The sequence below is a fragment of the Pseudomonas nicosulfuronedens genome (genome assembly GCF_005877905.1).
In the GTDB taxonomy this organism is placed as follows: Bacteria; Pseudomonadota; Gammaproteobacteria; order Pseudomonadales; family Pseudomonadaceae; genus Pseudomonas; species Pseudomonas nicosulfuronedens.
Map to the genome: position 1 here is coordinate 47,828 of NZ_SWDV01000038.1, position 24,684 is coordinate 72,511.

The 24,684-nt window shown below is 65.6% G+C and carries 20 protein-coding genes; 14 read left to right on the forward strand and 6 right to left on the reverse strand.

The genetic code is table 11. The features are described 5' to 3' along the window. Positions 1 to 66: 66 nt before the first annotated feature. Positions 67 to 1,560, forward strand: a complete 1,494-nt coding sequence (locus FAS41_RS24360) for an aldehyde dehydrogenase (RefSeq protein ID WP_045217682.1) — start codon at positions 67 to 69, stop codon at positions 1,558 to 1,560. 157 nt (positions 1,561 to 1,717) lie between these two features. Further along, positions 1,718 to 2,887 carry an MFS transporter gene (locus tag FAS41_RS24365; RefSeq protein WP_138525942.1) on the forward strand — a complete coding sequence of 390 codons (1,170 nt, stop codon included), beginning with the start codon at positions 1,718 to 1,720 and terminating at the stop codon, positions 2,885 to 2,887. Here FAS41_RS24365 and FAS41_RS24370 read toward each other — a convergent pair. From FAS41_RS24370 to dadR, 3 genes are all read right to left on the reverse strand, one after another. Continuing rightward, on the reverse strand, positions 2,884 to 4,437 hold the full coding sequence (locus FAS41_RS24370; protein ID WP_138525943.1) for a phospholipase D family protein: 1,554 nt from the start codon (positions 4,435 to 4,437) through the stop codon (positions 2,884 to 2,886). The two genes, FAS41_RS24365 and FAS41_RS24370, sit on opposite strands and share 4 nt — an antisense overlap. Before the next feature lie 69 nt (positions 4,438 to 4,506). Further along, a complete protein-coding gene (locus tag FAS41_RS24375; protein ID WP_138525944.1) occupies positions 4,507 to 5,826 on the reverse strand; it encodes an NAD(P)/FAD-dependent oxidoreductase in 1,320 nt (439 codons plus the stop codon). Positions 5,827 to 5,978: 152 nt separating this feature from the next. Further along, positions 5,979 to 6,467 (reverse strand): transcriptional regulator DadR, encoded by a 489-nt coding sequence (gene dadR, locus FAS41_RS24380; RefSeq protein ID WP_015479539.1) that lies wholly within the window; start codon positions 6,465 to 6,467, stop codon positions 5,979 to 5,981. A 171-nt stretch (positions 6,468 to 6,638) separates the two neighbouring features. On the opposite strand from dadR, the gene FAS41_RS24385 reads away from it, so the two are divergent. The 9 genes from FAS41_RS24385 (at position 6,639) to FAS41_RS24425 (ending at position 16,270) form a co-directional block, all read left to right on the forward strand. Then, positions 6,639 to 9,203 (forward strand): intermembrane phospholipid transport YdbH family protein, encoded by a 2,565-nt coding sequence (locus FAS41_RS24385; protein WP_138525945.1) that lies wholly within the window; start codon positions 6,639 to 6,641, stop codon positions 9,201 to 9,203. 18 nt (positions 9,204 to 9,221) lie between these two features. Next, the gene (locus tag FAS41_RS24390) at positions 9,222 to 9,413 is read left to right on the forward strand and encodes a YnbE family lipoprotein (protein ID WP_138525946.1); all 192 of its coding nucleotides are present in this window, start codon (positions 9,222 to 9,224) and stop codon (positions 9,411 to 9,413) included. Between the two features lie 14 nt (positions 9,414 to 9,427). Then, positions 9,428 to 9,772 carry a YdbL family probable chaperone protein gene (locus FAS41_RS24395; RefSeq protein WP_138525947.1) on the forward strand — a complete coding sequence of 115 codons (345 nt, stop codon included), beginning with the start codon at positions 9,428 to 9,430 and terminating at the stop codon, positions 9,770 to 9,772. A 361-nt stretch (positions 9,773 to 10,133) separates the two neighbouring features. After that, the gene (dadA, locus tag FAS41_RS24400) at positions 10,134 to 11,429 is read left to right on the forward strand and encodes a D-amino acid dehydrogenase (protein ID WP_138525948.1); all 1,296 of its coding nucleotides are present in this window, start codon (positions 10,134 to 10,136) and stop codon (positions 11,427 to 11,429) included. Continuing rightward, entirely contained in the window at positions 11,404 to 11,757 is a 354-nt protein-coding gene (locus FAS41_RS24405; RefSeq protein WP_138525949.1) for a RidA family protein, read from the forward strand. The genes dadA and FAS41_RS24405 overlap by 26 nt, the downstream gene beginning before the upstream one ends. An 80-nt stretch (positions 11,758 to 11,837) precedes the next feature. Then, entirely contained in the window at positions 11,838 to 12,917 is a 1,080-nt protein-coding gene (gene alr / locus FAS41_RS24410; RefSeq protein WP_138525950.1) for an alanine racemase, read from the forward strand. Positions 12,918 to 13,080: 163 nt separating this feature from the next. After that, positions 13,081 to 13,629, forward strand: a complete 549-nt coding sequence (locus FAS41_RS24415) for a cupin domain-containing protein (protein ID WP_024762080.1) — start codon at positions 13,081 to 13,083, stop codon at positions 13,627 to 13,629. A 172-nt stretch (positions 13,630 to 13,801) separates the two neighbouring features. After that, complete coding sequence (locus FAS41_RS24420; RefSeq protein ID WP_338110203.1) at positions 13,802 to 14,230, forward strand: c-type cytochrome; 429 nt, start codon at positions 13,802 to 13,804, stop codon at positions 14,228 to 14,230. Positions 14,231 to 14,428: 198 nt separating this feature from the next. Next, positions 14,429 to 16,270, forward strand: a complete 1,842-nt coding sequence (locus FAS41_RS24425) for an acetyl-CoA hydrolase/transferase C-terminal domain-containing protein (protein ID WP_138525968.1) — start codon at positions 14,429 to 14,431, stop codon at positions 16,268 to 16,270. A gap of 140 nt (positions 16,271 to 16,410) precedes the next feature. Here the strand turns inward: FAS41_RS24425 and FAS41_RS24430 are convergent, their stop codons facing one another. Both FAS41_RS24430 and rep read right to left on the reverse strand, forming a co-directional pair. Further along, on the reverse strand, positions 16,411 to 16,986 hold the full coding sequence (locus tag FAS41_RS24430) for a xanthine phosphoribosyltransferase (protein ID WP_081515169.1): 576 nt from the start codon (positions 16,984 to 16,986) through the stop codon (positions 16,411 to 16,413). Positions 16,987 to 17,211: 225 nt separating this feature from the next. Beyond that, complete coding sequence (rep, locus tag FAS41_RS24435) at positions 17,212 to 19,221, reverse strand: DNA helicase Rep (RefSeq protein WP_138217085.1); 2,010 nt, start codon at positions 19,219 to 19,221, stop codon at positions 17,212 to 17,214. A gap of 293 nt (positions 19,222 to 19,514) precedes the next feature. Between rep and FAS41_RS24440 the strand changes: the two genes are divergently transcribed. Then, on the forward strand, positions 19,515 to 21,191 hold the full coding sequence (locus FAS41_RS24440; RefSeq protein WP_138525951.1) for a putative bifunctional diguanylate cyclase/phosphodiesterase: 1,677 nt from the start codon (positions 19,515 to 19,517) through the stop codon (positions 21,189 to 21,191). On the opposite strand, the gene FAS41_RS24445 is transcribed toward FAS41_RS24440, so the two are convergent. Continuing rightward, a complete protein-coding gene (locus FAS41_RS24445; protein ID WP_138525952.1) occupies positions 21,184 to 22,569 on the reverse strand; it encodes a NorM family multidrug efflux MATE transporter in 1,386 nt (461 codons plus the stop codon). The two genes, FAS41_RS24440 and FAS41_RS24445, sit on opposite strands and share 8 nt — an antisense overlap. A 138-nt stretch (positions 22,570 to 22,707) precedes the next feature. Between FAS41_RS24445 and FAS41_RS24450 the strand changes: the two genes are divergently transcribed. Next, on the forward strand, positions 22,708 to 23,628 hold the full coding sequence (locus FAS41_RS24450; RefSeq protein WP_138525953.1) for a LysR substrate-binding domain-containing protein: 921 nt from the start codon (positions 22,708 to 22,710) through the stop codon (positions 23,626 to 23,628). A gap of 48 nt (positions 23,629 to 23,676) precedes the next feature. Further along, entirely contained in the window at positions 23,677 to 24,585 is a 909-nt protein-coding gene (locus FAS41_RS24455; protein ID WP_138525954.1) for an AraC family transcriptional regulator, read from the forward strand. Positions 24,586 to 24,684 lie beyond the last annotated feature (99 nt).

Consider the following 24,684-nt stretch of genomic DNA (forward strand, 5'->3'; position numbering starts at 1 on the left):
ATTTTTGACAGCGCGCCCGCCGGGCGCCTGCACCTGATAAGTACATTAATAAGAGGACACGTTGTCATGGGTACCCTCACTCGCGCCGATTGGGAAGCTCGCGCCAAGGACCTGAAGATCGAAGGCCGCGCCTTCGTCAACGGTGAATACGTCGACGCCGCATCCGGCGCCACCTTCGATTGCATCAGCCCTGTGGATGGCCGCTTCCTGGCCAAGGTCGCCAGCTGCGACCTGGCCGATGCCGAAAGTGCCGTGCAGGTTGCCCGTGCCGCCTTCGATTCCGGCTCCTGGTCGCGTCTGGCCCCGGCCAAGCGCAAGAAGGTCATGATCCGTTTCTCCGAGCTGCTGCTGGAGAACGCCGAGGAACTGGCCCTGCTGGAAACCCTCGACATGGGCAAGCCGATCAGCGATTCGCTGAGCATCGACGTGTCCAGCGCCGCCAACAGCCTGCGCTGGAGCGGTGAAGCGATCGACAAGATCTACGACGAAGTCGCCGCCACCGCCCACAACGAACTGGGCTTGGTCACCCGCGAGCCGGTCGGCGTCGTTGCCGCCATCGTGCCGTGGAACTTCCCCCTGCTGATGACCTGCTGGAAACTCGGCCCGGCGCTGTCCACCGGTAACTCGGTGATCCTCAAGCCTTCCGAGAAGTCCCCGCTGACCGGCATCCGCATCGCCCAGCTGGCCATCGAGGCCGGTATTCCGAAAGGCGTGTTCAACGTCCTGCCGGGCTTCGGCCACACCGTCGGCAAGGCCCTGGCCCTGCACATGGACGTCGATACCCTGGTGTTCACCGGTTCGACCAAGATCGCCAAGCAGCTGATGGTCTACGCGGGCGAATCGAACATGAAGCGCGTCTGGCTGGAAGCCGGTGGCAAGAGCCCGAACATCGTCTTCGCCGACGCTCCGGACCTGAAAGCCGCTGCTGAAGCTGCCGCCAGCGCCATCGCCTTCAACCAGGGCGAAGTCTGCACCGCCGGCTCGCGTCTGCTGGTGGAGAAGTCGATCAAGGCCGAGTTCGTGCCGATGGTCGTCGAAGCCATCAAGGCCTGGAAGCCGGGCAACCCGCTGGACCCGGAAACCAACGTCGGTGCGCTGGTCGACACCACCCAGATGAACAACGTGCTGAGCTATATCCAGGCTGGCCACGACGACGGCGCCAAGCTGGTGGCCGGCGGCAAGCGCACCCTGGAAGAGACCGGCGGTACCTACGTCGAGCCGACCATCTTCGACGGCGTGACCAACGCCATGCGCATCGCCCGTGAAGAGATCTTCGGCCCGGTGCTGTCGGTCATCGAGTTCACCGATGCCGAAGAAGCCGTGCGCATCGCCAACGACACCCCGTACGGCCTGGCCGCCGCGGTGTGGACCAGCGACCTGTCCAAGGCCCACCTGACCGCCAAGGCGCTGCGCGCCGGCAGCGTGTGGGTGAACCAGTACGACGGCGGCGACATGACCGCTCCGTTCGGTGGCTTCAAGCAGTCCGGCAACGGTCGCGACAAGTCGCTGCACGCCTTTGACAAGTACACCGAGCTGAAAGCCACCTGGATCAAGCTCTGATCCTCGGCTGAAGCAGGTCGGTCCCGATCCAGGGGCCGGCTCTGACAAAGAGCCACACCCGCGGCCGGGTTTCCCTCAGGGAAACCCGGCCGCTGTGCATTGCGCATCGGGCACCCTCGCGCCTGGCGTGCGCTCCGGATGGAACGGGAGAAAGACAATGCGTTGGGGTCCATATTTTGCTGTGTGTGCTGCCGTGATCAGCATCGGTCTGGCTCTGGGCCTGACCATGCCGCTGGTCTCGTTGCGCCTGGAAGGCTGGGGCTATGGCAACTTCGCCATCGGCGTCATGGCGTCCACGCCGGCGGTGGGTGTGCTGCTGGGTGCGATGATTGCCGGGCGCCTCGCGGCGCGCGTCGGCACGCCGCTGTTGATGCGCCTGTGCCTGCTTTCCGGGGCCTTCTCGGTCGGCCTGCTGGCGCTGCTGCAGAGCTACCCGATCTGGCTGTTCCTGCGCCTGCTGATCGGCGTGCAACTGACCGTCGTGTTCATCCTCGGTGAGAGCTGGATCAACCAGCTGGCCATCGAGAAATGGCGCGGTCGCCTGGTTGCCCTGTACGGTACCGGCTACGCGTTGAGCCAGCTGTCCGGCCCGGTGCTGCTGACCTTCATCGGCACCGCCGATAACCGTGGCTTCTGGTTCAGCGTCTGCCTGCTGGTGGGCGGCTCCCTGCTGCTGCTCGGCCGTACCGGCGCCCCCAAGGTCGACCCGCACAGCGCCAACGGGCGCGGGCTTTTCGCCTTCTGCGGCCAGCTCCCGGCGATTGCCTGGGCGGTGGTGCTGTTCGCCGGCTTCGAGGCGATGATCCTCACCCTGCTGCCGGTCTACGGCATCCAGCAGGGCTTCACCCAGGCGGTGGCGCTGGCGATGGTGAGCACCGTGGTGGTCGGCGATGCGCTGCTGCAACTGCCCATCGGCTGGCTGGCTGACCGTATCTCGCGGCAGACGCTGTTCAAGGGCTGCGGCATCGTGCTGTTCCTCAGTAGCCTGGCCATGCCGCCACTGCTGCATCACATCGCCATCTGGCCGGTGCTGGTGCTGTTCGGCGCGAGTGCCGGCGGGCTGTTCACCCTGTCGCTGATCCTCATCGGCGAGCGTTATCGCGATGACGCGCTGGTCCGCGCCAATGCCCACATTGCCCAGCTGTGGGGCATCGGTTGCCTGATCGGGCCGCTGGCCACGGGAGCAGCCAGCCAGTGGATCAGCGGCCACGCGCTGCCGTTGGTGATGGCGCTGGGGGCGGTCGGCTTCGTGATCCTGGTGAGCCTGCGCGGCTTGCCGCCGGTGATGCGCTCGACCGACGCCGAACTGCAGCAGGAGCGTTCCTAGAGCATCTTCTCCAGGCCGATGGCGCCGGCGATCCATGCGTTGAGCCGGCGCCAGGCGTTGCCCGGCTCACGATCCAGCGCCACCAGCTTGCCGCCGCGCTCCTCGATCCAGACCAGCTTCGGCGGGTCGCTGTTCGGCGCGACCTTCACCTGGTAGCTGACGCTCGGCGACATGCTCGCCAGCGCCAGGCGGCGCACCTGATCGGCCAGCTCCGGGCTGTCGACGATGATGCCGACCTCGGTGTTCCACAGCACCGAGCGCGGGTCGAAGTTCAGCGAGCCGACGAACACTTTCTGCTGGTCGAACACCGCCGCCTTGCTGTGCAGGCTGGCGCTGCTCGACCCGCGCACCATCCATGGCGCCCCGGACAGGCGCTGGTCCGGATCGGCGCGCAGCTCGTAGAGCTTCACCCCGTGCTCCAGCAGTTCCAGTCGATAGGGCGCATAGCCGGCGTGCACGGCGGGCACATCGGTCGCCTCCAGCGAGTTGGTCAGCAGGCGCACGCTGACGCCGCTGTCCGCGCGCTGGGTCAGGTAGTCGACGCCGGCGCTGGTCGGCACGAAGTAGGCCGAGACCAGGATCAGCTCCTTCGACACGCCATCGAACAGCGGCTGCAGCTGGGTGCTGAGCAGCTGCTCACCCTTCGGGTCGCCCTGGTCGAGCACTTTCAGTGGCGTATCCCAGACCGCCTTGCCCGGCGCCCAGACCAGGTCGTCCAGCCAGTTCTGCAGGTGCGGGCGATCGCTGTTGCGGTTCAGCCGCGCAATGTAGCTGGAGCTTTTCACCCGCTCCTTCGCCAGGTAGTGATCCAGCTTGCGGCGCATGCGGTTGAGTTCGTCGAGGTCCGGCTCACCCCACAGGTAGTCCTCGATTGGGCGGCTGATGCGGCTGTTCCAGTACTGGTCGAAGCTCTGCCCCAGCGACTGCGCCACCGGGCCGACGCCCATCAGGTCGAGGTCGCTGAAGTTCATCTCGGCCTTGGCGTCGAAGTACTCGTCGCCCAGGTTGCGGCCCCCGACGATGGCCACGCTGTTGTCCGCCAGCAGCAGCTTGTTGTGCATCCGTCGATGCTGCTCGGAGAGGTTGAACAGTCGCCCGAGGTTGCGCGTGACGCCGGTACTGCGGCCCAGATGCAGGGGGTTGAACAGGCGGACCTGGATGTTCGGGTGGGCGGCGAGGGCGCCCAGCTCGTAGTCCCAGCCATCGCTGCTGGTGTCGTCGATCAGGATACGCACGCGCACGCCGCGGTCCGCTGCGTGTAGCAACTCGCGGATCAGCGCACGGGTAGTGAGGCCGTCGTGGACGATGTAGTACTGGACGTCGAGGCTGCGCTGGGCCTTGCGGATCAACTCGGCGCGGGCGAGGAAGGCGTCGACGCTGGAGGCCAGCAGGTGGAAGCCTGACTGGCCGGGATGGGAGGCGGCCTGCTCGCTGATCTGGTTGTCCAGCCGGGTGCCCTGCACCGGCAGCACGTGCGAAGGCTCGGGCGGCGGCGCGCTGGCGCAGCCACCCAGGGCCAGCAGGATCAGCAGGATCAGGCGTGGAAGCAAAGAGGAGTCTCCGACAAGCCCGCCGGTGACGGGCTGCGGAAGATTCTAGCCGCTGGAGCGTAGCGGCGGTCAGCCGCCGAGGGTTTCCTTGAAGCGGTACCAGGCCATGCCCAGGGCCAGCAGTGGCGAGCGCAGCAGCTTGCCGCCGGGGAAGGTGATGTGCGGCACCTTGGCGAACAGCTCGAAGCCGCTGCCCTGCTGGCCGGCGATGGCCTCGGCGAGCAGCTTGCCGGCCAGGTGCGTGGCATTGACGCCGTGGCCGGCATAGGCCTGGGCGAAGTACACGTTGGGTTGGTCGGGCAGGCGACCGATCTGCGGCAGGCGGTTGGCGCCGATGCCGATCATGCCGCCCCACTGGTAGTCGATGCGCACGTTCGCCAGGTGCGGGAATACCTTGAGCATCTTCGGTCGCATGTACGCGGCGATGTCCGCTGGGTCGCGCCCGGAGTAGTGGCAGGCGCCGCCGAACAGCAGGCGGTTGTCGGCGGAAAGCCGGTAGTAGTCCAGAGCCACGCGCTGGTCGCACACTGCCATGTTCTGCGGCAATAGCGCGTGCGCCTGCTCGGCGGACAACGGTTCGGTGGCGATCACGTAGCTGCCGGCGGGCAGTACCTTGCCGTCGAGATAGGGGTTCAGCCGGTTCTGGTAAGCGTTGCAGGCGATCACCAGGGACTTGGCGCGCACGCTGCCGTTGGCGGTGCGCACACGCACTTCGTTGCCATAGTCGATGCCGGTGACGGCAGAGTTCTCGAACAGCCTGACGCCCAGGCTCTGCGCTGCGGCGGCTTCGCCGAGGGCGAGATTGAGTGGGTGCAGGTGGCCCGAGCCCATGTCCACCATGCCGCCGACGTACTGGTCGGAGCCGACGATGGAGCGCATATCCTCTTTCGGGACCATGCGCAGTTCGTGGCGGTAACCGAGGCCTTTCAGTTCGTCGAAATCTTCCTGGAAGCCCTCGACATCCGAGGGCTTGTTGGCCAGGTCGCAGTAGCCCCAGGTCAGGTCGCAATCGATGGTGTACTGCTCGACGCGGCGACGGACGATCTCCACCGCTTCCAGGCCCATCAGCTTCATGGCGTGGACGCCGTCGGCGCCCATCACCGGCTCGAACTGCTCCAGGCCGTGGCCGACGCCGCGGATCAGTTGACCGCCGTTGCGCCCGCTGGCGCCCCAGCCGATCTGGTGGGCCTCCAGCAGGATCACCGAGAGCCCGCGCTCGGCCAGCTCGATGGCCGTGTTCAGCCCGGAGAAGCCACCGCCGATGACGCACACGTCGGCCTTTTCCTCGCCGGCCAGGGGCGGTACTTCGAGGCGGCGGTTGACGCTCGCGGCGTAGTAGGACGGGGCGTGGCGGTCGGTGTGCACCGGCTGGTGAACGCGGGCGTTCATGTGCGATATCCTGATTTTTGTGTTGTTAAAATTTTACGCAGGATAAACGCCGACTTCCCGCGCAGCCAATAGCCTTGGCCGGAAAAAGCGCTGGGAAGTCGTAAATAAATCGGTCGAGCTTGCCGCGAACGGCGGGAAATCAGTCCGGCTATTTAGTCGGGGATGGGCAGCGTGAGGCTTTCCTTGACCTCTTCCATCACGATGTAGCTCTTGGATTCGCGCACGTGGGGCAGCTTGAGCAGGATGTCGCCCAGCAGTTTGCGGTAGGAGGCCATCTCGGAGATGCGCGCCTTCACCAGGTAGTCGAAGTGGCCCGACACCAGGTGGCATTCCAGCACGTGGGGCAGCTTGAGCACCGAGCGGCGGAAGTCCTCGAAGGTATCGCCGGACTTGTAGTCCAGGCTGATCTCGACGAACACCAGCAGGCTGGCCTTGAGGTACTGCGGGTTCAGCCGGGCGTTGTAGCCCATGATGATTCCCTCGCGCTCCAGCCGGCGCACGCGCTCGGTGCACGGCGTGGTGGAGAGGCCGACGCGTTCGCCCAGTTCGGTGAAGGAGATGCGACCTTCTTCCTGCAGGATCCGCAGGATGTTGCGGTCGATCTTGTCCAGTTCGCGGCGGCTTTGATGCTGGGTTCTCATGGGAAGGACTCTGAAGTCGAGCGATGAGCTTTGGGGGAATGTCGGCAATATAGTCGGTTGTGCAGGGAATATCACTGGCATCCCTTGAACTTCCCGCGCCGGACGGCCAGCCTGTAGGCCAACGCTTCGTCCCTTTCGGCGAGGCCGGCCGCTTTCCGCCGAGGTTTTCGCATGTCGCTTCCCCGCTGGCGCACCGTTCTCCTGCTGCTATTGCTGCTCCTGGCAATGGCGGTCGGTGCTGTGTGGCTGGCGGTTCCGCGCCTGTTGGCGAATGCCGGGGTGAGCGTCGAGCAATGGCAGGGCCTGGGCGTCTCCCGGCAAGGCCTGGCGCTGCAGCGCCTGGCCCTCCAGCGCCAGACACCGGACGGTTCGCGACTCGCGATCCAGCTGCAGGACCTGCGCGTCGGTTGGCCCGAGCATGAAGACGGGCGTTGGCGGCTCAAGGAACTGGGCGCCCGCAGCGTCGATGTACGCCAATGGCCGGGGCAAGCGGCGTTGGAGGAAGACGCCGCGCTGCCGGATATTGCCCAGCTCAACCGCTGGCTGGCCCTGCTGCCCGGTCGGCTGGCGCTGGAGCACATCGCTGTCGAGCTGCCCTGTGCCCGCGAGCAGCGCTGCACCCTCAATGGCAGCGCGCACTGGCAGCAGATCCAGGGCGGCGCCGCCGCGCTGGGCGGAGAGCTGCGCCAGGGCGGCCAGCAACTGGCGTTCAACGGCCTGCTGCAACCCGGCGATGGCCGGTGGCGCCTGCAACTGGACAGCTACCTGGACAACGAGCAGCTGCTTTCCCTGGACTCCAGCTGGGCGCCGGCCAGCCGCCAGCTCAGCGGCAACATCGCCAGCCCCGCCGTGCCGCCGGTGCAGGCAGTGCGCAACTGGCTGGGCATGTGGCTGCCGACGCCGAACCTGCCGTTGCCGATCCCCGAGGCCGGGCGCCTGCGCCTGAGCTGGGACACGCAACTGGCCGGCGACGCCGCCTGGCCGGACTGGCCGGGCCTGCGCGATGGCCGTGGCAGCGTCGATCTGTCCCTGCAACTGCCGCAACCCTGGCCGCTACCGGGCGCGGGCAGCCTGCAGGGCGATCTGCGACTGATTGCCAGTGGCACCGATATCGGTTGGCGACCCTCGGTGATCAGTGGTGACCTGCGTCTTTCCGATCTCTACGGCGACTGGCTGCAGGCGCTGCCGGTCGGTTTGCGCCCGGCACGCCTGACGCTGCACCTCGAGCCCGGGGTAGAAGAAGAGACTGGCAGCGTACGCGCCGACCTGCGCGCCGTGGGGGCCGCCGACCTGCGCTTGCGCTCCCGTGTGGCCCTGCTGGAGGCGACCCCGCTGGCGTTGCAACTGAATGACTCACGGCTGGAGGGCAAGATTCCGCATATGGAACTGGCCGGCCTGCGCGGTGATAACAGCCGCGTCGACCTGAGCTTCGACGCCCGGGTGGATCAGCAGTCGGCGAGTTTCAACCTGGCCGATGGTGGGCAACTGCAGGTCGGCACGCTGATCGGCCCGCAGTCGCTCAAGGCCAGCAAGCTCGTCGCTAATCTGGGTAAAGGCACGCTGAACTTGGGCTATGCGAGCGAGGCGCCCGTCAGCCTGCAACTGAATGCCCCGCTGAAACTGGCCGTGGGCGAGCTGCGTCAGCCCCACGTCAAACCGCTGTCCTGGAATGCGATGGGTACATTCGCCGCAAGCCTCGACGCCCAGCAGTTCAAGGGCCGCCTGTTGAACAGCGGCGGGCTGAATGCCGAGGTCGACCTGAATAACTCGACAAAGCAGGGCGTCGCGTTGCTCGCGCGGCAGGCGGAGTTCTTCCTGCGCACTGGCAACCCGGTGGAAAAGTCCCTGGCCGACTGGCCGGGCCTGCTCAGCCTGAACAATGGCAAGGCGAGCTTCGACCTGAACTGGCGACTGCCGCCGGGTACTGCGCCGCAGAGCTTCGACCTGAATCTGCGCGGCAGCGGGCTGGAGGGTGTCTATGACCGCAGCGAGGTCCATGGCCTCGACCTGCAGGCGAAGCTCGCCCTTAATGGCTCGCAGATGGACCTGCAATTACCGCAGGTCAAAGTCGCCTCGCTCAACCCCGGCGTCACCCTCGGCCCGCTGTCCCTGCAGGGCCGCTACAAGGCTTCGCTGGACGCGCCATTGGCTGGGCGGATCGACTGGCAGCAGGCGGAACTCGGCTTGTTCAACGGACGTGCCTGGTTGCCGGCCGGTACCGTGGATCTTTCCACCCGTGGCCAGGGTCTTACCCTGAAGCTGGAAGGGTTGGCACTGGAGGCGATTCTGGCGGCCTATCCGGCCGAAGGGCTGTCCGGTAGCGGGATCATCGACGGCAACCTGCCGCTCGGCCTCCACGATGGCAAGCTGGTCATCCAGGGTGGCGAGGTAGCGGCTCGTGAACCGGGCGTGTTGCAGTTCCGCTCGGCGAAGATCCAGGCGCTCGGCCAGAGCAACCCGGCCATGCAGCTGGTGGCCACGGCCATCGACGATTTCCGTTACGACAAGCTCAGCAGCCGTGTGGATTATGATGAATCCGGCAAATTGCTTCTCGCCCTGAGCCTGAGCGGGCGCAATCCCGAACTGGAACAGGGCCGGCCGATCAACCTCAACGTCAACCTGGAGGAGAACGTGCCCAAGCTGCTCACCAGCCTGCAATTGAGCGACCGGGTCAGCGACACCATCCGCAAGCGCGTGCAGGATCGCCTGCGCAACGACCCGGCCGCCGCGCCATGACCGCAAGGAGAACCTGAAATGCGCCTCCGCGCCCTACTCGCACTACTGCTCCTGGCAGGCCTTGCCCAGGGTTGTACGCCCACCGTGCAGCTGGCAGCTCCCAAGGAGCCGATCAACATCAACCTCAACGTGAAGATCGAGCACGAGATCTATATCAAGGTCGACAAGGCGCTCGACGGCATCATCAACGAGAACAGCGGCCTGTTCTGATAAGGAGTCTTTGCATGAGATTGCACCGCAAACTGGGCGTCGCGCTGGTCGCCCTCTGCCTTAGCCTGCCGGTCATGGCCATGAGCCTGGAGCAGGCGATGTCCGCGCTGGGTGGCGCCAAGTCCCAGGGGCTGGTCGGCGAGCAGGCCGACGGTTACCTGGGCGTCGTGAAGAACGGCGGTGACGCCGCCGAAGTCGCCGCGCAGATCAATGCCGCGCGCCGCGCCGAGTACCAGAAGGTCGCCAGCCAGAGTGGCGCCACCCTCAAGGACGTGGAATCCCTGGCCGGCAAGAAGGCCATCGAGCGCACGCCCTCGGGGCAGTATGTGCAGGTCAACGGCCAGTGGGTGCGCAAGTAAGCGCGCCAAGGGGATTTCCCTGCTCGCCGCCGTGTCTGGCGGCGAGTCACGGATACTTCGGCGAAAGCAGGTAATTCCCGCTGGTGAAGGGGTTGGCGCGAGAAGTTCTGGTCAATACCGTCCTGTTCGCTATTTCCTCTCGACTTGATGAAACTTTCGCCAGATCCTCGACCATCCGGTCTTGGGTGAAATGAGCGCAACCATGGTGGATGTCACTCCGTGAAAGCGACTTTTGCCAGGAATTTTCGTCAAAACATGCATCGCAATCAGTGAATATCGCTGAGCCTGACTTCCTATACTGCGCGCATCTACGTTCAGAATAAGAAACGTCCGCGCCCCTGGCGCGACGTAGGAGGCAAAGATGCGCGTTCTGGTGCTTGGCAGCGGTGTGATCGGTACCGCCAGTGCTTACTATCTCGCCCGTGCCGGCTTCGAAGTGGTCGTCGTCGACCGCCAGCCCGGCCCGGCCCTGGAAACCAGCTTCGCCAACGCCGGCCAGGTGTCCCCTGGCTACGCCTCGCCCTGGGCCGCCCCGGGCATCCCGCTCAAGGCCATGAAATGGCTGCTGCAGACCCACGCCCCCCTGGCCATCAAGCTGACCGGCGACCCGAGCCAGTACAGCTGGATGTGGCAGATGCTGCGCAACTGCAACGCCAAGAGCTACGCGGTGAACAAGGAGCGCATGGTGCGCCTGTCCGAGTACAGCCGCGACTGCCTCGACGAACTGCGCGCCGAGACCGGCATCACTTACGAAGGCCGTTCCCTGGGCACCACCCAGCTGTTCCGCACCCAGGCCCAGCTGGACTCCGCCGCCAAGGACATCGCCGTCCTGGAAAGCACCGGCGTTCCCTATGAAGTGCTGGACCGCGCCGGCATCGCCCGCGTCGAGCCGGCCCTGGCCAAGGTCGCCGACAAGCTGGTTGGCGCCCTGCGCCTGCCCAACGACCAGACCGGCGACTGCCAGATGTTCACCACCCAGCTGGCCGAGATGGCCAAGGCCTTGGGTGTGGAGTTCCGCTTCGGCCAGGACATCCAGCGCCTGGACTTCGCCGGCGACCGCATCAATGGCGTCTGGGTCGATGGCCAGCTGGTCACCGCCGACCGCTACGTGCTGGCGCTGGGCAGCTACTCGCCGCAGATGCTCAAGCCGCTGGGTATCGACGCCCCGGTCTACCCGCTCAAGGGCTACTCGCTGACCGTGCCGATCACCAACCCGGACATGGCGCCGACCTCGACCATTCTCGACGAGACCTACAAGGTCGCGATTACCCGCTTCGACCAGCGCATCCGCGTCGGCGGCATGGCGGAAATCGCCGGCTTCGACCTGTCGCTGAACCCGCGTCGCCGCGCCACCCTGGAAATGATCACCACCGACCTCTACCCGGAAGGCGGCGACGTCAGCCAGGCGGAGTTCTGGACCGGCCTGCGCCCGGCCACCCCGGACGGCACCCCGATCGTGGGGGGCACCCGCTTCCGCAACCTGTATCTCAACACAGGCCACGGTACCCTGGGCTGGACCATGGCTTGCGGCTCGGGCCGCTATCTCGCCGACCTGATGGCCAAGAAGCGCCCGCAGATCAGCACCGAAGGCCTGGACATCTCCCGCTACGGTTCCACTTCGGAGGCACAGAATGGCCATCCAGCGCCTGCACACTAATCAGCGGATGAGCCAGGTCGTCGTCCACAACGGCACGGCCTACCTGGCCGGCCAGGTAGCCGATGACCTTACTGCCGATGTCGAGCAGCAGACCCGCGAAGTCCTCGCCAGTATCGAGCGTCTGCTCGATGAGGCCGGCACTGACAAGTCGCGGATCCTCTCGGCAACCATCTACCTCAAGGACGTCGCTGCCGACTTCGCCGGCATGAACGGCGTCTGGGACCAGTGGGTCCCGCAGGGCTGCGCCCCGGCGCGCGCCACCGTCCAGGCGGCGCTGTGCTACCCGGAGATCCTCGTCGAGGTCTCCATCGTCGCCGCACTGCCCTGACTGTTTTGCGTGGCCCGGCCGGAGCGCCGGGTTTTTTTCGTCCGTCGTTTCTGTTCCACCCACTCTAAGAGAGCCTCGCCATGCGTCCCGCCCGTGCCCTGATCGACCTCGCCGCCCTGCGCCACAACTACCGCCTGGCCCGTGAAGTCACCGGCGCCCGAGCGCTGGCGGTGGTCAAGGCTGACGCCTACGGCCATGGTGCGGTGGTCTGCGCTCGTGCGCTGGAAGGTGAGGCCGACGGTTTCGCCGTGGCCTGCATCGAGGAAGCGCTGGAGCTGCGCGAAGCCGGCATCCGCGCACCGATCCTGCTGCTTGAAGGTTTCTTCGAAGCCAGCGAGCTGGAGCTGATCGACGCCCATGACTTCTGGTGTGTGGTGCATTCGGCCTGGCAGCTGGAGGCCATCGAGCAAGCGCGCCCGAGCAAGCCGCTGACCGTCTGGCTGAAGATGGACTCGGGCATGCACCGCGTCGGTTTCTTCCCGCAGGATTACGCCGCCGCGCTGGCGCGCCTGAAGGCGCTGCCCCACGTGGCCAAGGTCGTGCTGATGAGCCACTTCTCCCGTGCCGACGAGCTTGACTGCCCGCGCACCGAGGAGCAGGTCGCCGCTTTCCAGGCCGTCCGCGAAGTCGCGGGCCAGGGCCATGAAGTCAGCCTGCGCAACTCCCCCGGCATCCTCGGCTGGTCCGAAGTGCCCAGCGACTGGGTGCGCCCCGGCATCATGCTCTACGGCGCCACCCCCTTCGAACAGGCACACCCGCTGGCCGATCAACTGCGCCCGGTGATGACCCTGGAGTCCCAGGTCATCAGCATCCGCGAACTGCCGGCCGGCGAGCCGGTGGGCTATGGCGCGCGCTTCATCGCCGACCGCCCGGTGCGCGTGGGCGTGGTCGCCATGGGTTACGCCGACGGCTATCCGCGCCATGCGCCGGACGGCACCCCGGTGTTCATCGACGGCAAGCCCAGCCGCATCATCGGTCGCGTTTCCATGGACATGCTCACCGTGGACCTGACCGATCTGCCGGCTGCCGGCCTGGGCAGCCGCGTCGAGCTCTGGGGCCCGAATGTGCCAGCCAGCGACCTCGCCGCCCGCTGCGGCAGTATCCCCTACCAGCTGTTCTGCAACCTCAAGCGCGTCCCGCGGGTCTATAGCGGCGAATGACGGATACCGCCCGTAAAGTTTGCGCAGGATCGACGGGCGATCTGTTGTAAATACTGAACGGTGTTGCCATGATACGTGGCACTTGGAACCCGCTCGGCTCAAGCCGTTGCGGGTTCTGCCTTTCAGAGCCTGCCTGATCACAAGAATAAGGAGGACCCCACCCTTGGACGTCGGTGCTCGTCTGCAAGCCATCCGTAAGCTCAAAGGTTTGTCCCAGCGCGAACTCGCCAAACGGGCGGGTGTGACCAACAGCACAATCTCGATGATCGAGAAGAACAGCGTCAGCCCCTCCATCAGTTCGCTGAAGAAAGTGCTGGGTGGTATTCCGATGTCCCTGGTCGAGTTCTTTTCCCTCGATCTTGAGCAGAGCAGCAACACTCCTGTGGTCTACAAGGCAGACGAGCTCAGCGACCTGTCCAGCGGCTCGATCATCATGAAGCTGATCGGCAAGGACTACCCTAGCCGCGCCATCACCCTGCTCGACGAGACCTATCCGCCAGGCTCCGACACCGGTGACGACATGTACGCCCACGAAGGCGAAGAGACCGGTGTTTTGGTCGAAGGCCGCCTGGAACTGACCGTCGGCGACGAGACTTTCGTCCTCGAATGCGGCGACAGCTACTATTTCGACAGCACCAAGCCGCACCGCTTCCGCAACCCGTTCGAAGCCCCGGCTCGGCTGATCAGCGCGACCACACCGGCAAATTTTTGAACAGCCGGTAGGACCGGCCAGACCCGCTGCGACCTAATGCCGCAAGACCCCGCTAGAGGGTGCAATTGTTTCGAGCTTCCCGGCTTTGCCGTTATACTTGCGCCCGCTCGCGCGGCCCGAGACTGTGACTGCACCGCGACCGGGCGTGATAAGCCACGATGAGGGTGAAAGGGTGAACCTGATTAGAAAAATCCTGGCAGCCCAAGCTGCCGTACTGGCCCTGTGGGCAGTGAGCGTTCAGGCCGCGACCAACGATGACGCCATTGCCAAGCGTCTCGAACCTGTCGGCAAAGTCTGCGTCCAGGGCAAGGAATGCGAAGGCGTTGGTGCCGTCGCTTCTGCCGGCGGTGGCGGTGCCCCGCGTTCGGGCGAAGAGATTGTCGGCAAGGTCTGCACCACTTGCCACGGCAGCGGCCTGCTGGGCGCGCCGAAAGTCGGCGACAAGGCTGACTGGGGCAAGCGTGCCAAAGAGCAGGGCGGTATCGACGGCCTGCTGGCCAAGGCCATCTCGGGTATCAACGCCATGCCGCCCAAGGGCACCTGCGCTGATTGCTCCGATGACGAGCTGAAAGCTGCGATTCACCACATGTCCGGCCTGTAACAGCCGGCCTGTGCGAAAAAGCCGCCCAAGGGCGGCTTTTTCATGCCCGCGATTTGTCACCGTGTGAGTCGCGGGAGCAACTTTTGCGTAAAGCCGGTCCAAACTCCAGTCGTTGAAACGAACCAGGAGGGACGCCCGGTGCAATCCTGCTCGATCGAAACTGCCGTCGAACACCTGCTGCAGCGCCTAGAGGGGCCTATCCGCCTTGGCCTGCCGCTCGGGCTGGGCAAGCCCAACCAGTTGGCCAACGCGCTGTACCGGCACATCCGCGAGAACCCTCGCCGGCAGCTGACGCTCTACACCGCGCTGTCGCTGGGCCGCCCGCTGGCCGGCGGTGAGCTGCAGCGGCGCTTCCTCGAACCCTTCGTCGAGCGCATCTACGGTGACTACCCCGAACTGGACTACCTGCGCGACCTGCGCAGCGGCAGCCTGCCGGAGAACATCCGCGTCGAGGAGTTCTACCTGCAGCCCGGCAGCCTGCTGGACAGCGCCCCGGCGCAGCAGAACTACATCAGCTGCAATTACAGCCACGTGGCGCGCGATATCAACGCCAAGGGCGTCAATGCCGTTGCCCAGCTGGTGGCCCGCGACCCGGCCCGGCCGGGCAAGCTCAGCCTGGCCTGCAACCCGGACATCACCCTCGACCTGCTGCCGATGCTGCAGCGCCGCCGTGCAGCGGGCGAAACCATCGTCACCATCGGCGTCGTCCACGACCAGTTGCCCTACATGCCCGGCGACGCCGAAGTGGACGAAGACTTCTTCGACCTGCTGGTGGACGCGCCGGGCGATAGCAGCACGCTGTTTTCCACACCCAACATGCCGGTAGGGCTGCAGGATCACTGCATTGGCCTGCACGCCAGCGCGCTGGTGCGTGACGGCGGCACCCTGCAGGTCGGCATTGGCTCCATGGGCGACGCCCTGACCTCGGCCCTGCTTACCCGCCATCGCGACAACGCCGGTTATCGGGCGCTGCTCGATAGCCTCGATTCCACCGCCCGCCACGCCGAGCTGATCGAACGTGACGGTGGTCTCGCTGCCTTCGAACAAGGCCTCTACGGCTGCAGTGAAATGTTCGTTCCCGGCCTGCTGGCGCTGGCCGAAGCGGGCGTATTGAGCCGGCGGGTCGCGGCGCGGCCGGGTTCATCGCCCAGCGAGCCGGGCGTCTGGCTCCACGGCGGCTTCTTCCTCGGCCCACAGGCCTTCTACCGGCGCCTCCGCGAGATGCCGCGCGAGGAGCTGGCCGGGATCGGCATGACCGGCATCGGCTTCGTCAACAACCTCTACCGCGACGAAGAGCTCAAGCGCGAGCAGCGCCGCTATGCGCGCTTCATCAACAGCGCCTTCACCGTGACGCTGCTGGGCGCCGGTGTGGCCGACCAATTGGAAGACGGTCGCGTGCTCAGCGGTGTCGGCGGGCAGTACAACTTCGTTGCCCAGGCCCATGAGCTGGAAGGTGGGCGCTCGATCCTGATGCTGCGCAGTTGGCGCGAGTCCGAGGGCGAGCTGAGTTCCAACATTGTCTGGAGCTACGGCCACACCACCATCCCCCGGCACCTGCGCGACATGGTGGTGACCGAGTACGGTGTCGCCGACCTGCGCGGCAGGAACGATGCCGAGGTAATCGCCGCGCTGCTGGCCATCGCCGACTCGCGCTTCCAGGACGAGCTGATCGCCCAGGCCCAGGAGGCCGGCAAGCTGCCGAAGGATTTCGAGCTCGATGCCCGCTACCGCGACAACACGCCGGAGCGCCTGCGCGAAGCGACTCGTGACTTGCGCGAGCTGCTGCCGGAGTTCCCCCTGGGGTGCGACTTCACCGAGCATGAGCGCGAGTTGCTGCGGGCCTTGGGCTGGCTCAAGAGCAAGCTGAAGCTAAGCGAGATACTCGAACTGGGCAAGGCGACGCTGGATGCGCCGGAGCCGGAAGCCTTTCCGGTACATCTGCAACGTATGGGGCTGGCGAAGCCGGATGGATTGCGCGAAGAGCTTTATCAGCGGCTGGTGCTGGCTGGCCTGAAAGCCAGTGCCGAGCCAAGCCGGTAGGGCGCATAACGCGCCAGCGTTATCCGCCGCCAGGAGCCGGCGGATAACCTGTTCCAGGTTATCCGCCCTACGCAAGGCTGGCTTGCGGGCATAAAAAAGGCGGGCCCTGTCGGCGCCCGCCTTTTTCGTGGAGCGGTGGATCAGTCTTCGAGGAACTCGACCTGACCATTGGCCAGGGACTTCACGCGAGCCAGGGATTCCACGCGGTAGCCTTCGCTTTCCAGCAGGGCGCGGCCTTCCTGGAAGGACTTCTCGATGACGATGCCCAGGCCGGCGACGCTGGCGCCTGCCTGCTGGATCAGGTCGATCAGCGCCTTGGCGGCGTGGCCGTTGGCGAGGAAGTCATCCACCACCAGTACGTGGTCAGCGGCGGTCAGGTGCTTGGCGGAGATGGCGATGGTGCTTTCGGTCTGCTTGGTGAAGGAGAAGACCTTGGAGATCAGCAGGTCGTTCTTCAGCGTCAGCGACTGGAACTTGCGGGCGAAGATCACCGGGATGCCCAGCTCGAGGCCGGCCATGACCGCCGGGGCAATGCCCGAGGCCTCGATGGTGACGATCTTGGTAATGCCCTGGTTCTTGAAGCGTTCGGCGAACTCGTGGCCGATCAACTTCATCAGCGCCGGGTCGATCTGGTGGTTGAGGAAGGCGTCTACCTTGAGGACCTGTTCGGAAAGAACGATGCCTTCGCTGCGAATTTTGTCTTTGAGAGTGTTCACGGGGGGTGCTTCCGGAGCGGCTGTCGCTGATGAAGCGCGTAATTCTACAACGCCAGTGGCCATCTGCGCGACGTTCCGACCAATGCAATTGCTGATCGAGTGGACAGTTTTTCGATGGATGGCCGCGCGTGATCCCGGTGCGGTGCCTTTCTGTAGGAGCGAGCTTGCTCGCGAACCGCACGGCGAAGAGCTTCGCGAGCAAGCTCGCTCCTACAGGGAACAGCCTCAGCGCTTGAGCATCGCCCGGATATCCGCCAGGGCCGAGTTGCCCTTGGCCACCTTGACCTCCTGCGGCGCGTCTTCCTGGCCTTCCCAGACCAGGTCTTCGGGTGGCAATTCGTCGAGGAAGCGGCTGGGCGAGCAGTCGATGATCTCGCCGTATTGCTTGCGCTTGGCAGCGAAGGTCATGGCCAGGTTCTTCTTTGCCCGGGTGATGCCCACGTAGGCCAGGCGCCGTTCCTCCTCGATGGTGTCGGCCTCGATGCTGGAGCGGTGCGGGAGGATTTCTTCTTCCACGCCGAGAATGAACACGTAGGGGAATTCCAGGCCCTTGGAGGCGTGCAGGGTCATCATCTGCACGCCGTCGGCGCCTTCTTCCTCTTCCTGCTGGCGTTCGAGCATGTCGCGCAGCACCAGCTTGGCGATGGCCTGCTCGATGGTCATGTCGCCTTCTTCGTCGCGCTCCAGGGTGTTCTTCAGTGCTTCGATGAGGAACCAGACGTTACCCATGCGGAAGTCGGCGATCTTGTCGCTGGACGCGTTCTGCCGCAGCCAGTTCTCGTAGTCGATGTCCATCACCATGCTGCGCAGCGCGCCGATCGGGTCGCTGCCGGCGCACTGCTCGCGGACCTTGTCGATGAAGCGCTTGAAGCGCTGCAGACGCTCGATGTAGCGGGCGTCCAGGTGTTCGGACAGGCCCAGCTCGCCGGAGGCGTTGAACATCGAGCAGCCGCGCTCGGTGGCGTAGTTGCCGAGCTTCTCCAGAGTGGTGGAACCGATCTCCCGGCGCGGCACGTTGATCACGCGGAGGAAGGCGTTGTCATCGTCCGGGTTCACCAGCAAGCGGAAGTAGGACATCAGGTCCTTCACTTCCTGCCGTCCGAAGAAGCTGGTGCCACCTGACAGGTGATAGGGAATCTGGTGGTGCTGAAGTTTCAGCTCGATCAGCTTCGCCTGATAGTTGCCCCGGTAGAGGATGGCGAATTCGCTGTAGGGCCGCTGCGTCTTCAGGTGGATGGTGAGGATTTCCATCGCTACCCGCTCGGCCTCGGACTCCTCGTTGCGGCAACGGATCACGCGGATCGGGTCGCCTTCGCCCATTTCGCTCCACAGCTGCTTCTCGAACACGTGGGGGTTGTTGGCGATGAGGATGTTGGCGCATTTGAGGATGCGGCTGGTGGAGCGGTAGTTCTGCTCCAGCATCACCACCTTCAGCGAGGGAAAGTCCTCCTTCAGCTGCATCAGGTTTTCCGGCCGCGCGCCGCGCCAGGCGTAGATCGACTGGTCGTCGTCGCCCACCACGGTGAAGTGCGCGCGCTGCTGCACCAGCATCTTCACCAGCAGGTACTGGCTGGCGTTGGTGTCCTGGTATTCGTCCACCAGCATGTAGCGCACGCGGTTGCGCCACTTGTCGAGGATCTCCGGATGCTCCTGGAACAGCTTCACCGGCTGCAGGATCAGGTCGTCGAAGTCCACCGCGTTGTAGGCCTTGAGCGTGCGCTGGTAGTGCAGGTAGACCATCGCGGCGGTCTGTTCCTTGGGATTGCGCGCCTTTTCCAGCGCTTCTTCCGGAAGGATCAGGTCATTCTTCCAGCTGCCGATCAGGCCCTTGATCTCGTCCAGACCGTCATCGCCGGAATATTCCTTCTGCATGATGTCGGTCATCAGTGCCTTCACATCGCTCTCGTCGAAGATCGAGAAGCCGGGCTTGTAGCCCAGGGCCGCGTGTTCCTTGCGGATAATGTTCAGGCCCAGGTTGTGGAAGGTCGAGACGGTCAGGCCCTTGCCCTCGCCGGGGCGCAGCAGGGTGCTGACGCGCTCCTTCATCTCGCGGGCGGCCTTGTTGGTGAAGGTCACGGCGACGATGTACTGGGCGCGGATGCCGCACTGCTGCACCAGGTAGGCGATCTTGCGGGTGATCACGCTGGTCTTGCCGGAGCCGGCGCCGGCCAGCACCAGGAGCGGGCCGCCGACGTAGTTCACGGCCTCTTGCTGCCGGGGATTGAGTCGGGACATGAAAGGCGGGGTCTGTAGTGGAGCGGGCGCGTATTCTAGCAGGCCGTGCCGGGCGTCGGGGTGCCGCTCGGAATAGCGGCGATCTGTGACACGATCGTACTTATGTGTTTTGGATAAATCTGTACATGTATTAGGCTTGTGACAGCATTACTTGAAGAAAACTCTTAAGAGTTTCTCTGAAGTTTCGTCTACATCCGGTGGATGTTCGGATGACGTCGCTTCAAAACCGGGAGAAGTGGGTGCACGGAAGGTGCCTGGAGTTTCTCCCCTTTCTAGAGATACATGGGGGTCGCTTGGCAGCGTCGGTCGAACCAACGCGCCTGCTCCTGCTGGCGGAAGCGCCGCAGTGGGCCCAGCTACTGCGCGGGCATCTGGCCGCGTTGGGGCAGGGCTATTCGCTGATCACGGCCCCGTCCTGGCAGGCGGCCAGCAGCCTGTTCGACGAGGACCAGGTCGGCCTGGTGCTCGCCACGCCCGGCAAACTGCCGTCCGCCCACCAATGCCATCTGCCGCTGGTCCTGCTGCTGGAGCGCGAGCCCGCGGAAGAGCCGGTTGGCGTTGCCGATTATCTGGTGGCCGAATCCCTCAGCGTCGAAGTCCTGCGCCGCACCCTGCGTTACGTGCGCGAACGTACCTCGCTGCAGAACACCCTGCAGAGCCTGGCCGAACAGGACCCGCTCACCGGCATCGCCAACCGCCAGGGCTTCCAGACCCTGCTCGCCGCCCGCCTCAGCGAGAGCGAAGGGCGCGGCCTGGCGCTGGGCCACCTGGACCTGGACAACTTCCGCCACGTCAACGATGCCCTCGGCCACCAGGCAGGCGATCGCCTGATCCTGCAGGTGGTGGCGCGCCTGAAGGCGCACCTGGACAACGGCGACGACATTGCCCGTCTGGGCAGCGACGAGTTCGCCCTGCTGCTGGACACCCGCCGTGACCCGGCGCGAGTGGAGAAGATCGCCGAGCTGATCGTCGAATCCCTGGGCGAACCCTACTGGGTCGAAGGCGAAAGCCTGCTGCTGGGCTGCAGCCTGGGCATGGCCCATGCTCGCGCCGGTGAAGCGGCCGACCCCCTGCTGTGGCATGCACACATCGCCATGCAGCAGGCCAAATCGCGCCAGGGCTGCACCTTCCATATCTTCGATGAACGTATCAACCGTGGCGCCCGCAGTCTCGCCGACCTGGAAAGCGAACTGCGCCGGGCGCTACGCCGCGACGAACTGGAACTGCACTACCAGCCGCGCCTGGATCTGCACACCGGGCAGATCGTCGGCCTCGAAGCCCTGGTGCGCTGGCGCCACCCCGAGCGCGGACTGCTGACGCCGGGCGACTTCGTGCCGCTGGCCGAGGAAAGCGGGCTGATCGTGCCGCTGGGCTACTGGGTCATCTCCCGCGCTCTGCGGGACATGCAGTGGCTGCGCGGGCGCGGTCTGCCACCGTTGCACATGGCGGTGAACCTGTCGTTCCGCCAGTTCCAGGACAGCCAGTTGTTGCCGACCCTGGAGCGCCTGATCCGCGAGCGCGGCGTCGACGCCCAGTGGCTGGAATTCGAACTCACCGAAACCGCCGTGATGCGCCGCAGCGATCAGGTCCTGCAGACCATGCAGGCGTTAGGCCGGCTGGGCGTGCGCTTCTCGCTGGACGATTTCGGCACCGGCTTCTCCTCTTTCGTCCACCTCAACAGCCTGCCGATCACCTTGCTGAAGATCGACAAGAGTTTCGTCGGCGGCATGCATGAGCGCCCGGAAAACCTGCAACTGGTGCGGGCCATGATCAACCTGGCGCACAACCTGAACCTGGAAGTGGTGGCCGAAGGCGTCGAGACCGCCGCCCAGCAGGACGAGCTGCGCCAGTTCGGCTGCGATCAGGTGCAGGGCTACTGGATCAGCCGCCCGCTGCCGTTGGCGGAGCTGGCGCGCTTCCTGGTGTTCGGCGCCAACCGTGCGCTGCGCCTGCAGGACTCGGTCAGCTAGCGACCAGCACCGTGCCGGCCGTGCGCGGGCGTAGCAGTCGCGCCGTCTTCGCCTCGAAGGCCAGCGTCAATCCGATGGCCGCGCAGGCCAGACCCGACGCCAGGCCCCACCACACGCCACTCGGTCCCCAGCCCAGCGGGAAGGCCAGCAGCAGCGCCATCGGCACGCCCACCAGCCAGTAGCCGGCCAACCCGACGATGAAGGTCGTGCGCGCATCCTTCAGGCCACGGATCGCGCCCATGGCGATGCACTGGGTGCCGTCGAACAGCTCGAACCACGCGGCGATGGCCAGCAGGCTGACGGCCAGTTGCACCACCTCGCGGTTGGCCGGGTCGTTGTGGTCGATGAACAGGCCGATGACCAGCTCCGGCGCGAGCCAGAACAGCGCGGCGAAGACGAGCATGCAGCTGGCGCCGAAGCCGATGCCCAGCCGCCCGGCGCGGCGCGCCTCGACCAGCCGGCCGGCGCCGTAGTGCTGGCCGATGCGGAAGGTCACTGCATAGGAAAGCCCCATGGGCACCATGAAGGCCACGTACACCGACTGGATGGCGATCTGGTGCGCCGCCAGCGCGGTGCTGCCGATCACGCCCATGCACAGGGTCGCCACGGTGAACATGCCCGACTCCACCGCGTAGGTGCCGCCGATGGAAATGCCCAGGCGCAGGGATTCGCCGATTACCTTGAAGTCAGGCTTGGAAAGACCCGCCAGCAGCGGGTAGCCCGCGTAGGCCCGATGCCCGCGCAGGTACAGGGCGAAGATCACCGGCAGCGTGTTCATCACCACCGCGGTGACCATGCCGATCCCCGCCAGCCCCAGGCGCGGCAGGCCGAACAGGCCCTCGATGAAGGCGTAGTTGAGGGCGAAGTTCGCCAGCGCGCCGATCAGGCTGATAGCCATGACCGGGCCGGGGCGTTCGATGGCGCTGGTGAAGCCACGCAGCACCATGAAGGCCATGTAGCCGGGCAGGGCGAAGACGATGCTGTGCAGAAAGCTCATCGTGCCGGCGACCGTTTCCGGCGCCTGGCCGAAAGCGATCAGGATTGGCCCGAGGTTCCACAGCAACAGGCCCGCCAGCAACGCCAGCGCGCCACCGATCCACAGTCCGGCCTGGGTTGCTTCCACGACGCCGCGTGCGTCTTTCGCGCCATGCCGGATCGCCACCAGGTTGCCGGTGGCCGCCACCACACCGACACAGAAGGTCGACACCAGTGCATAGGTCGACGCGCCCAGCCCGCCGGCGGCCAGCGCCTCGCGACCGAGCTTGCCCATCATCACGGTGTCGGTGAATACCATGGCCACGTAGGCCAGTTGCGCGGCGATCAGCGGGCCGGCGAGGCGAAGGATGGCGGCAAGTTCGTCACGGTACAGGCGTTTCATGAGTCAGGCTCAGCAAGCGGCAGACGCCGCATCATTGGATATTTCCTCATTTTCCGGTGCCCGTGGATGCGGGCACAAAAGGAAAAATACGATGCCACCCATGAGTCATACTCATGATTGAGACTTCGGGAGCCCGTCATGAACCGCCAGTTACCGCCCCTCTATGCCCTGCGTGCCTTCGAAGCGGCGGCGCGGCATGCGTCCTTTACCCGCGCCGCCGAGGAGCTGGCGATCACCCAGAGCGCGGTGAGCCGGCACATCAAGACGCTGGAAGAACACTTCGCCTGCCGCCTGTTCCAGCGCCGCGGTCGCCAGTTGGAGTTGACCGAAACGGCGCGGATGCTGCTGCCTGGCCTGCGTGATGGCTTCGATGCCCTCGAACGCGCCTGCGCCAGCCTTCGCGCCGAGGAGGGCGTGCTACGCCTGAAGGCACCTTCCACGCTGACCATGCGTTGGCTGCTGGCGCGGCTGAGCAAGTTCCGCATGCAGCACAGCGATATCGAGGTGCAGTTGACCAGCGCCTGGATGGACGTGGACCGCGTGGATTTCGTCCATGAGCCCTTCGATTGCGCGGTGTTGCTCAGCTCCGGGCATTTCCCGCCGGACTGGGAGGCCACCCTGCTGTTTCCCGAGTGGCTGATTCCCGTCGGGGCTCCTGCACTGCTGGCGGACGGCCCCTGGGACGCCGAGCGGCTGGCCGGCGCCGAGCTGCTGCACCCCACGCCCGACCGCCGTGACTGGCGGCGCTGGTTGCAGCGCATGGACCTGGGCGAGCGGGTGTCACTCAAGGGCGGGCAGGTGTTCGACACGCTGGAGCTGGGCATCGTCGCCGCCACCCGTGGCTACGGCGTCTCCATCGGCGACCTGGTGATGGTCGCCGAGGACGCCAACCAGGGCCGCCTTGCGCTGCCGTGGCCCAGCGCGGTGGCCAGCGGCGAGAGTTACTACCTGGTCTGGCCCCGTGCGCGCCGGCACCAGGAACGCCTGCGGCGGTTGCGGGACTTCCTTCAGGCGGAGATGCAGGCCATGCAGATGCCGCCGGTGGAGTACTTCGAATGAACCGTCGCTGTGGATAATCTGTCAGCCACTGCCTACGCCTGGAATGCCATGAACTCCCTCGATCGTCTTATCCAGCTCGCCGGCCTGCGCGGCAGCCTCGACCTGCGTTGCCGGTTCCTGGGCAGTTGGGCGTTGGACCACGAGCCATTGCCGGACGGCACCGCGCAGTACCACATCGTGCTGTCCGGCAGCTGTCAGGCGGAAATGCCGGACGGACAGGTCCTGCAGCTGAAGGCAGGCGAGGTGCTGGTTCTGCCCGCTGGCGCCGCGCACCTGCTGCGCAGCCAGGGTACGCGCGTGGCGGTGCAGGCTCCGGACATCCGCGACGAAGGCCTGCTGCCGGTACATCGCCTCGGTGCTGGGGAGGGCGAGCTCGACATGCTCTGCGGCAGCTTCCATTACCAGCGTGGCTCGCTGTTGATGGGCGCCTTGCCGGCCTTTCTGAAGGTGTCCTGCCAGGATAATGGCCTAGGCGATTCCGTGGCCGCGTTGGTCGCCCTGCTACGCGCCGAAGCGGACGGCAATCAGGCTGGCGCGCGCTTCCTGGTGGACGCGCTGTCCTCGGCGCTGTTTACCCTGATCCTGCGCGTCTACCTGCGCGAGCATGCCCCCGCCAGCGGCACGCTGGCGCTGCTCAGCGACAAACGCCTGGGCCGTGTGTGGCAGGCGATGCTGGAAGATCCCGCCCATGAATGGACCATCGAGGCGCTGGCCGAACGGGCAAATATGTCCCGGGCCACCTTCACGCGCCAGTTCACCCAGGTCGCTGGCGAATCGCCGTGGGCTTTGCTGACCCGCGTGCGCATGGAGCTGGCGCACCGCCTGCTGAGCGACTCGCAACTCAGCCTGACCGACATCGCCGCCCAGGTCGGTTACCAGTCCCAGGCGTCCTTCACCCGGAAGTTCAAGGAAACCTACGGCGACGCCCCCGGCCGCCTGCGCCGTGCGGTGAGCTAGACCAGCCGTCGCGGCTGGAAAGCCCGCGTGGCGCGGATGGATATGTCCTGCCGCCCTCGCGACGATTCACGTCGCTGCCGTCGCAGAGCTGAAACAGGG

Coding starts and splice junctions, on each gene's coding strand:
- FAS41_RS24405 (WP_138525949.1), top strand. CDS start 11,404: ATGGCCATCCAGCGCCTGCACACTAATCAGCGGATGAGCCAGGTCGTC.
- FAS41_RS24385 (WP_138525945.1), top strand. CDS start 6,639: ATGTCGCTTCCCCGCTGGCGCACCGTTCTCCTGCTGCTATTGCTGCTC.
- FAS41_RS24455 (WP_138525954.1), top strand. CDS start 23,677: ATGAACTCCCTCGATCGTCTTATCCAGCTCGCCGGCCTGCGCGGCAGC.
- FAS41_RS24395 (WP_138525947.1), top strand. CDS start 9,428: ATGAGATTGCACCGCAAACTGGGCGTCGCGCTGGTCGCCCTCTGCCTT.
- dadA (WP_138525948.1), top strand. CDS start 10,134: ATGCGCGTTCTGGTGCTTGGCAGCGGTGTGATCGGTACCGCCAGTGCT.
- FAS41_RS24360 (WP_045217682.1), top strand. CDS start 67: ATGGGTACCCTCACTCGCGCCGATTGGGAAGCTCGCGCCAAGGACCTG.
- dadR (WP_015479539.1), bottom strand. CDS start 6,467: ATGAGAACCCAGCATCAAAGCCGCCGCGAACTGGACAAGATCGACCGC.
- FAS41_RS24390 (WP_138525946.1), top strand. CDS start 9,222: ATGCGCCTCCGCGCCCTACTCGCACTACTGCTCCTGGCAGGCCTTGCC.
- FAS41_RS24375 (WP_138525944.1), bottom strand. CDS start 5,826: ATGAACGCCCGCGTTCACCAGCCGGTGCACACCGACCGCCACGCCCCG.
- rep (WP_138217085.1), bottom strand. CDS start 19,221: ATGTCCCGACTCAATCCCCGGCAGCAAGAGGCCGTGAACTACGTCGGC.
- FAS41_RS24450 (WP_138525953.1), top strand. CDS start 22,708: ATGAACCGCCAGTTACCGCCCCTCTATGCCCTGCGTGCCTTCGAAGCG.
- FAS41_RS24445 (WP_138525952.1), bottom strand. CDS start 22,569: ATGAAACGCCTGTACCGTGACGAACTTGCCGCCATCCTTCGCCTCGCC.
- FAS41_RS24365 (WP_138525942.1), top strand. CDS start 1,718: ATGCGTTGGGGTCCATATTTTGCTGTGTGTGCTGCCGTGATCAGCATC.
- alr (WP_138525950.1), top strand. CDS start 11,838: ATGCGTCCCGCCCGTGCCCTGATCGACCTCGCCGCCCTGCGCCACAAC.